Here is a 14,718-nt window from a genome sequence, read left to right as displayed (position 1 = left end):
GGAATGCCGGAGGCTTTGACTGGTATGACGAACGCGCGATCATGATCACTCGAACTCGATGATCACTTCGTCCACAGCGAGGCTGTCGCCGGGGCCCGCATTGATCTTGGCAACGGTGCCCTTCTTCTCGGCGCGCAGGATGTTTTCCATCTTCATCGCCTCAATTGTGCACAGCGCCTGACCTTCCTGCACCTCTTGCCCCACTTCGACGTCGATCTTCACGACAAGGCCGGGCATCGGGCAAAGCAGCATTTTCGAGGTGTCGGGCGGCAGTTTTTCGGGCATCAGACGCGCCAGTTCGGCCTGACGCGGGGTACGTATCTGCACCTTGAGGTCCGCGCCGCGGTTACGGATGCGGAACCCACCCGAGACCTTGCCCACTTTCATGACCAGCGGCGCGCCGTCGACCATCATGGTGGCCAGCTGATCGCCCGGGGTCCAATCGCCCGTCACCCTCATTTCCTGACCATTGTCGAACCTGACCGTAGCCCCATCCTGATCCGCCATCACCTTGACAGGCCACTGGATCTCGCCCCCCAGGGTGACAACCCAATCGGTGCCGACCTTGCGTTCGTGATTGTCCATCCGGCCCGACACACGGGTCCGGCGAATTTCGGCAACGCGATGCATCGCCGCGCAGGACGCTGCAATCCGACGCAGGTCCGCCTCGGGAAGCTCCACGCCTTCGAACCCGTCCGGGTATTCTTCTGTAATGAACGCCGTGGTCATATCGCCGCTGATGAATTTCGGATGATCCATCACGGCGGACAGGAACGGCAGGTTGTGGCCAATGCCTTCAACCTCGAAACTGTCCAGCGCCACGCGCATCGCCTCGATCGCCTGCTCGCGGGTCGGAGCCCAGGTACACAGCTTGGCAATCATCGGGTCGTAATACATGCTGATCTCACCGCCTTCATAGACGCCGGTATCATTTCGAACGGCAACATCCCCTTCGGGCGCATCCCCTTGCCATTTGCCGTTGACCAGCATCGGTCCGGCTGCCGTCTCCTGTGGCGGGCGGTACCGGGTCAAACGGCCAATCGACGGCAAGAAGCCGCGATACGGATCCTCGGCGTACAGGCGGTTTTCGATCGCCCATCCGGTCAGCGCCACTTCATCCTGCGTGATTGAAAGCTTCTCACCCGCTGCGACGCGGATCATCTGTTCGACCAGATCAACGCCGGTGATCAATTCGGTAACAGGGTGTTCCACCTGCAAGCGCGTGTTCATTTCAAGGAAGTAGAAGTTCTTTTCACCGTCAACGATGAACTCGACTGTGCCCGCGCTGGAATAGCCCACGGCCTTGGCCAGAGACACGGCCTGTTCCCCCATGGCCTTGCGTGTCACTGCGTCCAGAAACGGCGACGGTGCCTCTTCCACGACTTTCTGGTTCCGGCGCTGGATCGAGCATTCGCGCTCGCCCAGATAGATGCCGTTTCCATGACTGTCGCACAGAACCTGAATTTCGATGTGACGCGGTTGGGTCACAAATTTCTCGATGAAGATCCGGTCATCCCCGAACGAGCTTGCGGCTTCGTTCTTTGACGACTGAAAGCCCTCGCGCGCTTCGTCATCATTCCACGCGATCCGCATACCCTTGCCACCGCCCCCGGCGCTGGCCTTGATCATGACAGGATAGCCGATCTGGTTCGAGATTTTGACTGCCTCGTCGGCGTCTTCGATCAGCCCCATGTATCCGGGAACTGTCGATACGTTTGCCTCCTGAGCGATTTTCTTCGAGGTAATCTTGTCGCCCATCGCCTCGATCGCACCTTTCGGGGGACCGACAAAAGCCACGCCTTCGGCTTCCAGCGCCTCGGCAAACTTGGCGTTTTCGGACAGGAAGCCATAACCCGGATGGACCGCCTGCGCGCCGCTCTGGCGGATGGCATCCATGACCTTGTCGATCACGATGTAAGACTGGTTGGCAGGTGGCGGGCCGATATGAATGGCTTCATCCGCCATCGACACATGCAGCGCGTTCTTGTCCGCGTCGGAGAAAATGGCGACGGTGCCGATACCCATCTTGCGGGCAGTCTTGATAACCCGGCAGGCGATCTCGCCCCGGTTGGCGATCAGGATCTTATTGAACATGGAACGTCCTTTGGCTTGGTGTTCTGGAAACGCAAAACGCCGCCGCAGAGAACAATCCCCACGACGGCGTGATACGCGATGACGGGCGGGACGACACGCGCCCCGCAAAATATGCGTTAGTTACAGGTGTTCTGTGTTTTGCAGTAAAGCACGTTGCCCGCCGCACCGACTGCTGCGCCAAACAACGGGTCCGCGCTGAGGACCGCTGCCCCCACTGCCCCGGCACCTCCGCCGAGGATTGCCTGTTCGCCCGTGGTGTCTCCGCAGGCGGCCAGGCCCGCGCAGGTCGTCGCAACAAGGATGAAGCGTGAGAATCGCATAGTATCTGCCCTTTTTGGTTTCTTGGTCCTTTTCGGGTCAGATGCGCGAAACACGCATTGTTATTCAATATCAACGGACGCGCAGGCGAATTTTGTGCGGGATTTTGCCTCTTTTTGTCCGTTACTAGCAAAAAGAAAAACGCGGACAGGACTATGTGGGGAACACAAGCCTGCCCGCGCAAGGAAGGGGTACGGAATAGTAGGTGCATGTGCGGCGCAGGCAAAGTAGAGCCGCACGGCTCATCCAGTTTGCACAGCACAATATTGCCAGCAAACACAGTATTGTTTCCAATCGGGATTTCGGCTGGAATCTGCCCACACCGGGAAATGCCGCGCAACTTCGCGCCGATACCCGTTCGATACTGCTCGGGCATTTCAAGCTGCTTTGCCGTCACGGTTTCGTGACAGATCAAGCTGCTGTCAGCACGTTTCGCAGTTGCAGCATCACGACCCTCTGTCAGCGTTGGACATACAGAACCGCCTTGCGCCAATGAGTTATCCAAGCGGCTCAAGACGTCGTGTTTCAGCGCCGTGAAAAACACACATTTGCTTGAAAAATCAAAGTCTTCACTTCCCATTCTCGTGATTTCCCAAGATTTGCACCTCGTGAAACGGTCCTTGTGCACACTCGCACTCAAAGGAACACCCACATGACGAAGACTAGAAAAAAAGCACTCCTGCTTGCTGCCTCTGCTCTCAGTGTGACCGGCACGCTTGGCTTTGCTCAGGATGCCGGAACTCAAGCCGAGCTTGACGCCTTGCGCGCCCGGGTCGAGGCGCTGGAATCTGGCAAGAGCAGCCCCGCCAACGGAGACTTCCGCATCGGTAACACCGTTCTGGATGTTTATGGCTACGTGAAGGCCGACTTCTTCTACGACTTCGATTTCGATCAGGGGGATACGGCGTTCGTGAATGTCATCGGGGAACCCTCGGCTGCGACCGATGGCACATTTGGTGCCACCGTCCGCCAATCGCGGATCGGCCTGCGAACCACCACCCCAAGCGGCATCGGCGATATCGGCGGGCAATTGGAACTTGATCTGTTTGGTTCGGGCGGAACAGCCGAACTGCGTGTACGCCACGCCAATATCACCATCGGTGACAACTGGCTGATCGGTCAGACCTGGACCAACTTCATGCCGCTGGATACCTACCCGACCTCGGTGGAGTTCAACGGCCCTGTTGGTATTCCCTTCGCACGGGTTCCGCAGGTTCGCTATACCAACTCTTTCGGAACGAACACGTCCTTCGCAGTTTCGATCGAAGAGAATGTCAGCGGTTCGAATTCGGATGATCCGGTTTTGACCGCATCCGCCGAGTACAATGACGGGACGTATGTCGCGCGTGTGTCCGGCCTCTACGGCAAGGCGCAATCCGGCAATGTCGAAGTCGATCAAACCGGGTTCACGATATCCGGCTCTGTTCGCCCATGGCAGGGCGGCCTGTTCCAGGTCAACTATGTAAACGGCGAGGCACTCGGCCCGTACCTGATCGGCCTTGGTGATCCCATCGTGAATGGCCTGGCCAACGACGTGGATGGCTACACCATCGAATTCCGGCAGGATCTGAGCCCGAAATGGAATGTTGGCATTGCATACGGAAAAGAAGACTATGACCTGCCGACTTCGACCGGAACCCTGTCGTTTACCGAGCTGGAAACAATCCACGTCAACGCATTTTACAAGGCAACTGAGGATCTGACACTCAGCGCCGAGTACATCTATGGCGAACGGAACGACGCGCCGACCGGCAGAACCTTTGACGGAAGCCGCGTTCAGCTCGCCGCTCAGTTGAACTTCTGATTCCGCACACGGATCCTGCCCGGCTTCGGGCAGGGTCATCCCGAAACCGGTCTTAAAGGGCTGATATGCGGCGGTTTGAATCACAATCAGCCTGTCCCGTCGATTATGTCCGGAAAAGACGCACGTGCAGCGTTCACATCGATCACCAGCATTGCGTCATAACTTGCGGGATCAAATGGGTCTTCCGCCGGAATGACTTCGCGCCCGAACAACCAGCTGAGACGCCCCGCATCCAGATTGCCCCGCTCGAATGGCTGATCGCCGAAATGGGCCCACAAAGCTTCCATGAACGCGATATCTGCGCGCTTGTCCGCTGGTTTCCGGTCCCGGAACCGTTCCCGCCGTGTCAGCGGTGTAACGCCTTTGGGATTGGCGCGCCGAATTGTGAACTGATAATCGGTGCCCGAAAGACGACCGGGGAATCCGCGATGTTTTAGCATGGCGACACTCCACAGCTGTTTGTCGCAGACAATAATAGTTCGAACCCGAATTGGGATGGGATCATGTTGCGCACCTCCAAAGCCGCACCGTTGGTCTGAGATGCTTTGGAGACATGACAGCGTAAGTACATGGTCAAAGCCCCTCCCAGATACACCGGGACTGCTCCAGCCGGTAGGCTTCAAAATACTGTGTCGCGTCCGGAGCGTTGTCACCAAATTCCACCGGGCGATCAGACAGGGAAATGACAACTCTAGATGGCTGCAATTCGTGCTGAGCCACATAGGGAACGGCAAGAATCTGGCACAGATGCTCCATGTCCTTCGACGCTACATCATAGCCAATCCGCCCCACAGATGCTCCGATTTTCGGGGCGACAAATCGAAAACGCACCCAAAGCTCACCCGGGTTGTTGTCCAGCAGGACATCGCTCAGCTGAACCGGCTGACCGGACGGCACCGGCAATAAACTATCTGTCTGGGCAAAAACGGAAGTGCCGAGCGCGCACAACACCAGACACATGGCACGATCCCGGACCCGCCGAAGGCAGGCTCCTCCTTCCGGGATCGCGCGCGCAGTGCTTTTGGCCTGCGCGGTTCTATGTCTGACGGGTCGGATCATTCAACCATTTGTCGCTTTTTGTCAATTCCGCCGCATATTTGAGCATTCTTTGCCTGGAATTGGGTTGCCAAGGTCAAGCAAACCGAGACGACCAACGCCGCCCCGAATGGTTCAAAGCGGAATATTGTCGTGTTTTTTCCAAGGGTTCTTAAGCTGTTTGCCGCGCAAACTGGCAAAGGCACGGGACACACGCCGGCGGGTCGAGTGCGGCATGATCACCTCGTCGACAAACCCGCGCTCGGCGGCGACAAATGGGTTCGCAAACCTATCTTCGTAATCTGCGACATGCTGTGCAGTCTTTTCTGCATCATGCAGATCCGCCCGGTGGATGATCTCGGTTGCACCCCTGGCACCCATCACCGCGATTTCGGCGGTCGGCCAGGCATAGTTGAAATCACCACGCAGGTGTTTGGATGCCATAACCACATAGGCACCGCCATAGGCCTTGCGCGTGATCACGGTGACCTTTGGCACAGTCGCCTCACCATATGCATAAAGCAGCTTTGCTCCGTGCTTGATCACACCGCTGTATTCCTGCTGCGTACCTGGCAGGAAGCCCGGAACATCGACAAGAGTCAGGATCGGGATTTCAAAGCAGTCGCAGAACCGTACGAACCGCGCCGCCTTGCGCGAACTGTCGATATCCAGACATCCCGCCAGTACCATCGGTTGGTTGGCCACGACGCCGACGGTCTGACCTTCCAGCCGGACAAAGCCGGTGATGATATTCTTGGCGAAATCTTCCTGAATTTCGTAAAAATCACCTTCATCCGCTATTTTGGTGATGAGTTCCTTCATGTCGTAGGGCGTATTGGGATTATCCGGAACCAAGGTGTCCAGCGAAGCCTCGATCCGGTGAGGGTCATCAAAGAACGGGCGGACCGGGGGTTTCTCGCGGTTATTGAGCGGCAGGAAATCAACCAATCGACGCACTTCGGCCAGCGCCTCGACATCGTTTTCGAACGCGGCATCGGCGACCGAGGATTTCCTGGTGTGGGTAGAGGCACCGCCCAGTTCCTCGGCTGTGACGACTTCGTTGGTCACGGTTTTGACCACATCTGGGCCCGTCACGAACATGTAAGAGGTGTCTTTGACCATAAAAATGAAGTCGGTCATCGCCGGGCTGTAGACCGCACCTCCTGCGCATGGGCCCATGATCACACTGATCTGTGGTACTACGCCGGACGCAGTGATGTTGCGCTGAAACACTTCGGCATAACCCGCCAGAGATGCCACACCTTCCTGGATTCGCGCACCGCCCGAGTCGTTGATTCCGACAATCGGAGCACCGTTTTGGACCGCCATATCCATAATCTTGCAGATCTTCTGGGCGTGCGTCTCGGACAGCGACCCACCAAAGACTGTAAAGTCCTGGCTGAACACATAGACCATACGCCCGTTGATGGTGCCCCAGCCCGTGACAACGCCATCACCGGCAGGCTTTTGATTTTCCATTCCGAATTCAGTGCATCGATGGCTGACGAACATGTCGAATTCTTCAAAGCTGCCCTCATCCAGCAGCAACTCGATCCGCTCTCGCGCTGTCAGTTTTCCGCGCGCATGCTGGGCATCGATCCGCCTCTGCCCACCACCCAATCGTGCGTCGTTGCGGCGGTTTTCCAACTCGGAAAGGATGTCTTTCATGGCGATTATCCCTTGTAAAATTTGCCGGGACCCTACCCTTTCGGCCTTCTTATCCAAAGCCCTTTTCGGCAAATTTGCAAACTTTCAGCAACAACAATCTGGATAACTGTAAATTTGCTAAGTTTTGCGATGGAATTGATGGATGGCTGGCAATCCAAAATTCCGTGACTATACATGTGAACTATGCAGTTCAGCTTTCGCGCGGTTCACCGCACACCACCCACATTGGCGACACTTGTATTGCTCGCGGGCTTGTCCGCGCTAAGCATGAACCTGTTCCTGCCCAGCCTGCCGAATATGGCAGTGTATTTTGGCACCGATTACAAGGTCATGCAGCTGTCGATCGCGCTGTATCTTCTGGTCAATGCAGTTCTTCAAATCCTGATCGGACCGCTTGCAGACAAGGCTGGTCGCAGGCCAGTTCTGCTGTGGGGGATTGGTTTGTTCCTGCTGGCTACTCTGGGATGCATCTATGCCCCCAACGCTGAAATCTTTCTGGCCTTCAGAATGTGCCAGGCGGTCGTCGTTGTAGGCATGGTTCTCAGCCGTGCCGCTGTCCGGGACATGTACGATCAGGATCAGGCCGCATCCATGATCGGTTACGTAACCATGGGAATGGCCGTGGTTCCGATGATCGGCCCGGCGATCGGCGGACTTCTGGAGGAAAGCTTTGGCTGGAAAGCAAACTTCTGGCTGCCTTTTGCCATCGGGGCTTTGACGCTTGCCTTGACGTTCGCGGATTTCGGAGAAACATCAGCCAAAAGCGGCAAGACCCTGGTTCAGCAATTCAAGGAATACCCCGAGCTTCTGACATCGCCACGTTTTTGGGGCTATTCGTTGTCCTGCGCCTTTTCGTCAGGCACCTTCTTTGCCTATCTCGGCGGCGCACCCTTTATCGGAACCGAATTGTTTGGACTAAGCGCGGCGCAGGTAGGCATTTATTTCGGCGCCCCCGCAGTCGGCTACTTTGTTGGCAACTTTCTTAGCGGTCGTTTTTCCATGCAGATTGGCATCAACCGAATGGTGCTGTGGGGCAGCTTGCTTAACGCGTTGGGTGTTGCGCTTTCAGCATCTTTGTTTCTCACAGGTCAGGGCACCGCACTCAGCTTTTTCAGCTTGATGACCTTTGTAGGCGTCGGAAACGGCATGGCCATCCCCAATGCAACTTCCGGCGCACTGTCGGTTCGTCCGCATCTGGCGGCAACCGCCTCGGGGTTGAGCGGAGCGATCATGCTGGGTGGCGGCGCCGGGCTAAGTGCATTGGCAGGCACCCTGCTGACCCGGGAAACCGGCGCCATGCCCTTGCTCTGGCTGATGCTCACATCCGCAGTTCTGGCGATTTTCGCAATTGGTTCCGTCATTCGGCGAGAGCGTCAATTGGGGCTGTAACGACTTGCCCCGAGAACTTTGCAAAGTTAGTCTTCCAAAATAGGAAACCTGCAAAGGCACCTCATGGCCACCCAAAAGCTCTATGCCGGCGCGAAACTGCGTGAAATGCGCACGCGACTGGCCCTGACACAACGCGAATTCGCGGCGAAACTGGGTGTTTCACTCCCCTATCTGAACCAGATGGAGAACAACAACAGGCCGATCTCGACGACGGTTGTGTTGGCTCTGGCGCAAGAGTTTGGCATGGATGTCACCGAGCTCAGCACCGGTGACAGCGAGCGGCTGGTGTCGGATATGCGCGAAGCTCTGGCCGACCCGGTTTTCGCGGATATTCTACCGCCACTCGCCGATTTACGCCTGACGGCATCAAACGCCCCGGCATTGGCCCGCGCATTTATCGAGCTGCACAAAACCTACCGGCAGACACATGAGCGTCTCGCCTCTCTGGACGAAGCCTTGGGACGGGAAGACGCCCGTATGCAGGCCAGCCCCTGGGAGGAGGTACGGGACTTCTTTCACTATTGCGACAACTATATCGACGCCGTGGACAGGGCGGCAGAACTGTTCGCCAACCGCGCTGAAGGGCCGGGCAATATCCGGCAAGCTGCTTTGAACAGCCTGACGGAGCGCGGCATTCAAGTGATGTTCTCTGACATCGCCCCCTTGCGCACATATGACGCCGAAAGCAAGGTCCTTCGCCTTTCGTCCCGCTCGGCTCCGCAAACGCAAGTGTTTCAGCTGCTGTTGCAAGTCGCACTGATCAGTCAGGACAAACTGCTGGAAGCGACTCTGGATTTTGCCAAGTTCCAAAGCGAAGAGGCGCGGTCCATCGCAAAGATCGGCCTTGCCAATTATTTCGCGGGCGCTTCCTTGATGCCCTATTCCGCGTTTCTGACCGCTGCTCAGGAAGAGCGCCACGATCTGGAGCTGCTCAGCAACCGGTTCGGCGCCTCGATCGAGCAGGTTGCACACCGACTGTCGACGCTGCAACGCCCCGGCGCAAAAGGTATCCCGTTCTTTTTCGTTCGCGTGGATCAGGCCGGGACGATCACGAAACGGCACTCGGCCACGCGCCTTCAATTTGCGCGGTTCGGTGGCGCTTGTCCCCTTTGGAACGTGCATCGGGCCTTTGAAACGCCGGGCCATTTCCTCAGGCAACTGGCAGAAACACCGGATGGTGTGCGTTACATCTCGCTGGCACGGGATGTGTCGAAATCAGGAGGCTCATTCGGCGCGCCGGTCAGACGGTACGCAATTGCGCTGGGGTGCGAGGTACGCCATGCCCCGGCGCTCGTGTATGCCGACAACCTCGACATAAACAACGCCAGCGCCTACGAGCCCATCGGCATTTCCTGCCGCATCTGCGAGCGACAAAACTGCCACCAGCGTTCGGTCCCGCCGCTGGAACGCCGCCTCAGCATCGACACCCACACGCGCGGTACCCTGCCCTACGAAGTCACCTGATCTTCACATGGCCAGAAGTGTGCCGGGGGAGCCCGACCCAGACCGGGACAGGGACAGTGCCCCCGGCACTGTTTTTTTAAGCTTTGGACAAAATCGCCCAGATTTCATCTTTCAGAGCTGCCCGCTTCTTGCGCAAATCAACTTCGGCCAGTTCTTCCATTGGTTCGACATTGGTTTCGGCCCGATGCACAATGCGATTGACCTCGTGATACTCATCAGACAGACGGGCAAAATGCGCGTCCGTTTGCTTGAGCTGGCTCATCAGTTCAACCTTGTCCGGAAACTCTTCGGCCAGTTCATGCGGGGTGTGGGACATCTCTGTTCGCTCCTTCATATGTCGTTGCATATCAGTGGTAGAAGCGTGACGCGTCGCCTTCTTTGACGCGGATCAATTTCATACAGGATTCTTGCAGAATTCAGCGTCGCGTAGCACGCCACCCCGCGGCGCGTGCTTCGGCAGCAGAGCAGAACCATCGCTCGCCCTTGGCTGCACTGATCCGGGTCTTGGCATAGTACCTCTGGCCCGGTGCGTGAAAGATCTTTTCGCCCTTTGACGAAACATTTCCCTTGATAAGGCATGTTTCAGAGGATTTCGGCTTCTTGCGTGCCCTGTGCACCCAAGGCACCCGAATCTGTGTCTTGTGCAATCCCCTGCTTCCAATCCTCGCGACCCGCTCGGCGCCTGCATACGCGTCCGAATATTTGCGGTACGCAAAGGCCAATCCCTGCTCTACAATCTGGGCAGCGGCGTCTTCGTGTTCAACGCTGCACCGAGCAACGATGCGCCCGTAGCGATCTCTATCCAGCGGGACACATGTGGTCATCCGTCCCTGAAATTGTTCCTGAACCATATGAGTGACCCACGCCCCGCATGGCCAGCTTGATCCGTTGGAATCCTGACAGGTCTGATCCAGCTCGGGCGCATCAATGCCGTGCAGCCGAACCCGGACGCCGCCGACATCCCAGGTATCCGCATCAATGACATCAACCCGGCCTGTCAGTCGTTCCGCCGCGTGGGTCAGACCTGGCATGAGAAGAACAAAAGCTAAACAAATCCTTAACATGCCCCCGATATGCGCGGTATTCCGTGCGCATTCAACCGGGGGCCGTATGGAAAGGTTAACGTTGCGCCTTTGCCCAGCCGGGGTGGATCCACGGGCGATCGTTGGCTTTGGGCAACGGATCTTTGCCCAAAAGCGAATCCGACACCTTTTCGCCCACCATGATCGACGGCGCATTCAGGTTGCCATTGGTGATCTGTGGAAAGATCGAACTGTCCGCGACGCGCAGCCCATCCACACCAATCACACGGCCTTCGGGATCGACCACCGCGTTCTTGTCATCCGCGCGCCCCATTCGGCAGGTGCCACAGGGGTGATAGGCGCTTTCCGCATGTTCCGCGATAAACGCATTCAGTTCTTCATCCGTTTGGACAGCGGCACCAGGCTGGATTTCTTTGCCCGCGTAGGGTTTGAAGGCGTCCTGCCCAAAGATTTCGCGTGTCAACCGGATGCAAGTGCGGAAGTCCTCCCAATCTTCTTCATGGCTCATGTAGTTGAACTTGATCACCGGCGCGTCTGCTGCTTGGGCCGAGCGCAATGTGACCGCCCCGCGTGACGGGGACCGCATCGGACCAACATGCGCCTGGAACCCGTGCCCCTCGGCCGCGGCCTGTCCGTCATAGCGAACCGCAATCGGCAGGAAGTGGTATTGAATGTCAGGGTATTCCACGCCCGGTTTCGACCGGATGAAGGCCGCACTTTCGAACTGGTTCGATGCGCCCAATCCCGTTTTGGTAAACAGCCATTGCGCCCCGATCAGACCTTTACTGAACAGGTTCCAGTGTTTGTAGAGCGTGATAGGTTGCAGCGACGCCTGTTGAATATACAGTTCCAGATGGTCCTGCAGGTTGGCCCCAACCCCCGGACGATCCGCAACGACGTCGATCCCATGCTCGGCCAGATGCGCTGCTGGGCCGATACCGGACAACATCAGCAGCTTGGGCGAGTTGATAGACGATGCCGCCAGAACGACTTCGCGCCGGGCCTTGATGACTTCTTTCTTGCCGCCGCGGGTCAGTTCGACCCCAATGGCGCGACCGTCTTCCATGACAACACGAGACGCAAGACCACGCACGATATCGCAATTGTCGCGCTTGAGCGCAGGTTTCAGATAGGCATTCGCCGCAGACCAGCGCCGTCCTTTCCAGACGGTCTGCTCCATCGGGCCAAAGCCTTCCTGCTTTTCTCCGTTATAGTCGTCTGTGACCTCGTAACCGGCCTGCTGGCCTGCGTCCACAAAGGCCTGAAACAAAGGATTCGCGCGCGGGCCGCGCGACACATGCAGTGGGCCGTCGGTGCCACGCCACGCCGGATCGCCCCCATGGCCACCGTCGTGCCAGGTCTCCATCCGTTTGTAATAAGGCAGAACATCCGCATAAGACCACCCGTCAGCCCCCATCTCCGCCCAGGTATCGAAATCGCGCGCGTTACCGCGAACATAGACCATGCCATTGATCGAGGAAGACCCGCCAATCACCTTGCCGCGCGGACAGGCCAGGCGGCGATTGTTCAGGTGTGGCTCGGGCTCGGATTGATAGCCCCAGTCATAGCGCGACATGTTCATCGGATAGCTCAGTGCAGCCGGCATCTGAATGAACGGCCCCATATCGGTGCCGCCGTGTTCGATCACCAGAACCGAGGCCCCGGCCTCGCTCAGACGATATGCCATTGCGCAGCCTGCGGACCCTGCGCCGACGATGACAAAATCTGCTTCCATTTCCACAACTCCTGACCCGCCGAGACGTGATATGTTCGACGGGAGTATTTTCAAATATATGAAGAGGTTATTCGCCGCGCGGGAACCGGGCGTTTTCCTCTACGGTGTTGAGATCCATGTGATTGCGCATGTAGCGTTCCGACGCCTTTTGCAGCGGTTGATAATCCCACGGATAGTATCCGCCCTGCCTCAGCGCTTCGTACACAACCCAGCGCCGCGCCTGGCTGGCGCGGACGTCGGCGTCGAAGTGATCCAGATCCCAACGGGCCTCGGATTTGGCACGCAGAGTTTGCAGCGTGCCCGCGTGTTCGGGGTTGTCTGCCAGATTGGTCAGTTCGTGCGGGTCGGCTTCAAGATCAAACAACTGATCAGGGTCCAATGCACAGCGGTTGTACTTCCACTTGCCATATCGCACCGAGACCAGCGGCGCGTAGGATGCCTCGGCCGCGTATTCCATGGCGACTGGCGCGGTTCGTTCTACGCCTTTCGCCAGTGGCACGAGGTTTTCGCCGTCGGTCCAGGGGGCGATCTCGGCCATGTCTACACCTGCCAGGGCCCCCAGGGTTGGTGTCACGTCGATTGTTGAAACCGGTGTATCGATCCGCCCGGCAGGCAGATCAGGCGATGCGATCATCAGCGGCACCCGCGCCGAACCCTCGTAGAAGTTCATTTTGAACCACAAGCCCCGTTCGCCCAGCATGTCTCCGTGATCCGAAACGAACAGGATGATCGCCTCTTGCCGGGTCGTTTCCAGCACTTCGAGGATTTCCCCGATCTTGTCGTCCAGATAAGTGATATTGGCGAAATAGGCGCGGCGGGACTTGCGGATATCATCTTCGGTGATGTCGAAACTGCGCCAGTCATTGGCATCAAAAATCCGCTGAGCGTGCGGGTCCTGATTGTCATAGCCGATGTCAGAAACCTTGGGCAGAAGATGCTCGCAATCCTCATACAGATCCCAGTACTTGCGACGGGCTACGTATGGGTCATGCGGATGGGTGAAGCTGACGGTCACGCACCATGGGCGGTCATCCTTGCCGCGTGCCAGATCATAAAGCTTGGCTTTGGCATTGTAGGCGACCTCGTCGTCATATTCCATCTGGTTGGAAATCTCGGCAATGCCCGCGCCGGTGACGGACCCCATGTTGTGATACCACCAGTCGATCCGTTCCCCCGGCTTGCGGTAGTCCGGGGTCCACCCAAAATCGGCCGGGTAAATGTCTGTGGTCAGGCGATCCTCGAACCCGTGCATCTGGTCAGGGCCTACGAAATGCATCTTTCCGGACAAACAGGTGTAATACCCGGCCCGACGCAGGTGATGTGCGTATGTGGGGATATCGCTGCGAAACTCGGCTGCGTTGTCATAGACGCCTGTGCGCGAAGGCAATTGACCGGACATGAAGCTGGCCCGCCCTGGCGCGCATAAGGGCGACGCCGTGTACGCATTGGCAAACCGGGTTGACCGTTCTGCCAGTTTCTTCAGGTTCGGAGCGTGAAGCCAGTCAGCGGGACCGTCTGGAAAGAGAGTCCCGTTGAGCTGATCCACCATCAGGATCAGAATGTTCGGTTTTGTCATTTTTCAGCCTCGAGCAGAGTGTTGAGCACACGCATCGCGTGGTTCACGGCCAGTTGCGGTTCTTCAGGGGCGCTGAGTGCGGCCCGGATGTACAGACCGTCAATCAGGGCAACCATGTTCTCGGCCGCCTCCTGAGGGTCGGCCAACTTGTGCCGCAGGGCGTCGGTCAGGTTGGATTTGATGCGAGCCTGATAGATCTGCCACAGGCGCAGAGCGTCATCATTGGTCTGAGCCAGCACGTAGAAGGTCATCCAGGCCGCAATCACATCGGGTGTGAAACAAGAGGGCGCAAAACACGCCCTGACAATTGCCTGCGCCCTGTCGTCCGGCGCGGCTGCTTTCAGTTCGCCCCGCGCCTCTTTGCCGAAGTCCGACAGGATCTGCCGCATTGCAGCCAGAAAGATCTGATCCTTGCCGCCGAAGTAGTGGTGCGCCAGAGCGCTGGACATGCCCGCACGCTTGGCAATCTGACTGACTGTTACATCAAGGGATTTCTTCACGCCCAATTCAGCGATTGTCGCACGAACAATCGCATCCCGGCGGATTGGCTCCATTCCGACTTTTGGCATCGTTCTCCCCTTGAGCAGGCGTC

At 57.6% G+C, this 14,718-nt stretch carries 13 protein-coding genes; 3 read left to right on the top strand and 10 right to left on the bottom strand.

What is annotated here, in order from left to right:
* Positions 1 to 45: 45 nt before the first annotated feature.
* Complete coding sequence (locus tag AC2FLP_RS00480) at positions 46 to 2,094, bottom strand: acetyl-CoA carboxylase biotin carboxylase subunit (protein ID WP_496681468.1); 2,049 nt, start codon at positions 2,092 to 2,094, stop codon at positions 46 to 48.
* A gap of 116 nt (positions 2,095 to 2,210) precedes the next feature.
* Positions 2,211 to 2,414, bottom strand: coding sequence for a hypothetical protein (locus AC2FLP_RS00475; RefSeq protein ID WP_117868275.1), 204 nt, complete (start codon positions 2,412 to 2,414; stop codon positions 2,211 to 2,213).
* 650 nt (positions 2,415 to 3,064) lie between these two features.
* On the opposite strand from AC2FLP_RS00475, the gene AC2FLP_RS00470 reads away from it, so the two are divergent.
* Positions 3,065 to 4,216 (top strand): DcaP family trimeric outer membrane transporter, encoded by a 1,152-nt coding sequence (locus AC2FLP_RS00470; RefSeq protein ID WP_496681470.1) that lies wholly within the window; start codon positions 3,065 to 3,067, stop codon positions 4,214 to 4,216.
* 86 nt (positions 4,217 to 4,302) lie between these two features.
* Here the strand turns inward: AC2FLP_RS00470 and AC2FLP_RS00465 are convergent, their stop codons facing one another.
* From AC2FLP_RS00465 to AC2FLP_RS00455, 3 genes are all read right to left on the bottom strand, one after another.
* The gene (locus AC2FLP_RS00465; protein ID WP_117868273.1) at positions 4,303 to 4,656 is read right to left on the bottom strand and encodes a hypothetical protein; all 354 of its coding nucleotides are present in this window, start codon (positions 4,654 to 4,656) and stop codon (positions 4,303 to 4,305) included.
* A gap of 133 nt (positions 4,657 to 4,789) precedes the next feature.
* A complete protein-coding gene (locus tag AC2FLP_RS00460; protein ID WP_496710043.1) occupies positions 4,790 to 5,275 on the bottom strand; it encodes a DUF6497 family protein in 486 nt (161 codons plus the stop codon).
* Positions 5,276 to 5,386: 111 nt separating this feature from the next.
* Complete coding sequence (locus AC2FLP_RS00455; protein WP_299894919.1) at positions 5,387 to 6,919, bottom strand: acyl-CoA carboxylase subunit beta; 1,533 nt, start codon at positions 6,917 to 6,919, stop codon at positions 5,387 to 5,389.
* Positions 6,920 to 7,102: 183 nt separating this feature from the next.
* On the opposite strand from AC2FLP_RS00455, the gene AC2FLP_RS00450 reads away from it, so the two are divergent.
* Both AC2FLP_RS00450 and AC2FLP_RS00445 read left to right on the top strand, forming a co-directional pair.
* Positions 7,103 to 8,308, top strand: a complete 1,206-nt coding sequence (locus AC2FLP_RS00450) for a multidrug effflux MFS transporter (protein WP_299894922.1) — start codon at positions 7,103 to 7,105, stop codon at positions 8,306 to 8,308.
* A 63-nt stretch (positions 8,309 to 8,371) separates the two neighbouring features.
* The gene (locus AC2FLP_RS00445; RefSeq protein ID WP_299894925.1) at positions 8,372 to 9,772 is read left to right on the top strand and encodes a helix-turn-helix domain-containing protein; all 1,401 of its coding nucleotides are present in this window, start codon (positions 8,372 to 8,374) and stop codon (positions 9,770 to 9,772) included.
* Between the two features lie 76 nt (positions 9,773 to 9,848).
* Here AC2FLP_RS00445 and AC2FLP_RS00440 read toward each other — a convergent pair whose 3' ends face one another.
* The 5 genes from AC2FLP_RS00440 to betI all read right to left on the bottom strand — a co-directional run bounded on the left by AC2FLP_RS00440 (position 9,849) and on the right by betI (position 14,695).
* Positions 9,849 to 10,088: an HP1242/YdcH family protein gene (locus tag AC2FLP_RS00440; RefSeq protein WP_496681475.1), complete on the bottom strand. Its 240-nt coding sequence runs from the start codon at positions 10,086 to 10,088 to the stop codon at positions 9,849 to 9,851.
* A 100-nt stretch (positions 10,089 to 10,188) separates the two neighbouring features.
* A complete protein-coding gene (locus AC2FLP_RS00435) occupies positions 10,189 to 10,803 on the bottom strand; it encodes a thermonuclease family protein (protein WP_496681477.1) in 615 nt (204 codons plus the stop codon).
* Between the two features lie 88 nt (positions 10,804 to 10,891).
* Positions 10,892 to 12,550 (bottom strand): choline dehydrogenase, encoded by a 1,659-nt coding sequence (gene betA, locus AC2FLP_RS00430; protein WP_496681479.1) that lies wholly within the window; start codon positions 12,548 to 12,550, stop codon positions 10,892 to 10,894.
* Positions 12,551 to 12,617: 67 nt separating this feature from the next.
* Positions 12,618 to 14,126, bottom strand: a complete 1,509-nt coding sequence (gene betC / locus AC2FLP_RS00425; protein WP_496681482.1) for a choline-sulfatase — start codon at positions 14,124 to 14,126, stop codon at positions 12,618 to 12,620.
* Positions 14,123 to 14,695, bottom strand: coding sequence for a choline-binding transcriptional repressor BetI (gene betI, locus AC2FLP_RS00420; RefSeq protein ID WP_117868265.1), 573 nt, complete (start codon positions 14,693 to 14,695; stop codon positions 14,123 to 14,125). The genes betC and betI overlap by 4 nt, the downstream gene beginning before the upstream one ends.
* Positions 14,696 to 14,718: the final 23 nt, after the last annotated feature.

The sequence above is a fragment of the Ruegeria sp. CDSA141 genome, assembly GCF_059612005.1.
This window is presented reverse-complemented; position numbering and strand designations above follow the sequence as displayed.

What these genes read in the sequence shown, in the direction of transcription:
- AC2FLP_RS00445 (WP_299894925.1), top strand. Translation starts at nt 8,372, where the DNA reads ATGGCCACCCAAAAGCTCTATGCCGGCGCGAAACTGCGTGAAATGCGC.
- AC2FLP_RS00450 (WP_299894922.1), top strand. Translation starts at nt 7,103, where the DNA reads ATGCAGTTCAGCTTTCGCGCGGTTCACCGCACACCACCCACATTGGCG.
- betI (WP_117868265.1), bottom strand. Translation starts at nt 14,695, where the DNA reads ATGCCAAAAGTCGGAATGGAGCCAATCCGCCGGGATGCGATTGTTCGT.
- AC2FLP_RS00435 (WP_496681477.1), bottom strand. Translation starts at nt 10,803, where the DNA reads ATGCCAGGTCTGACCCACGCGGCGGAACGACTGACAGGCCGGGTTGAT.
- AC2FLP_RS00470 (WP_496681470.1), top strand. Translation starts at nt 3,065, where the DNA reads ATGACGAAGACTAGAAAAAAAGCACTCCTGCTTGCTGCCTCTGCTCTC.
- AC2FLP_RS00475 (WP_117868275.1), bottom strand. Translation starts at nt 2,414, where the DNA reads ATGCGATTCTCACGCTTCATCCTTGTTGCGACGACCTGCGCGGGCCTG.
- betC (WP_496681482.1), bottom strand. Translation starts at nt 14,126, where the DNA reads ATGACAAAACCGAACATTCTGATCCTGATGGTGGATCAGCTCAACGGG.
- AC2FLP_RS00460 (WP_496710043.1), bottom strand. Translation starts at nt 5,275, where the DNA reads ATGATCCGACCCGTCAGACATAGAACCGCGCAGGCCAAAAGCACTGCG.
- betA (WP_496681479.1), bottom strand. Translation starts at nt 12,550, where the DNA reads ATGGAAGCAGATTTTGTCATCGTCGGCGCAGGGTCCGCAGGCTGCGCA.
- AC2FLP_RS00465 (WP_117868273.1), bottom strand. Translation starts at nt 4,656, where the DNA reads ATGCTAAAACATCGCGGATTCCCCGGTCGTCTTTCGGGCACCGATTAT.
- AC2FLP_RS00440 (WP_496681475.1), bottom strand. Translation starts at nt 10,088, where the DNA reads ATGTCCCACACCCCGCATGAACTGGCCGAAGAGTTTCCGGACAAGGTT.
- AC2FLP_RS00480 (WP_496681468.1), bottom strand. Translation starts at nt 2,094, where the DNA reads ATGTTCAATAAGATCCTGATCGCCAACCGGGGCGAGATCGCCTGCCGG.
- AC2FLP_RS00455 (WP_299894919.1), bottom strand. Translation starts at nt 6,919, where the DNA reads ATGAAAGACATCCTTTCCGAGTTGGAAAACCGCCGCAACGACGCACGA.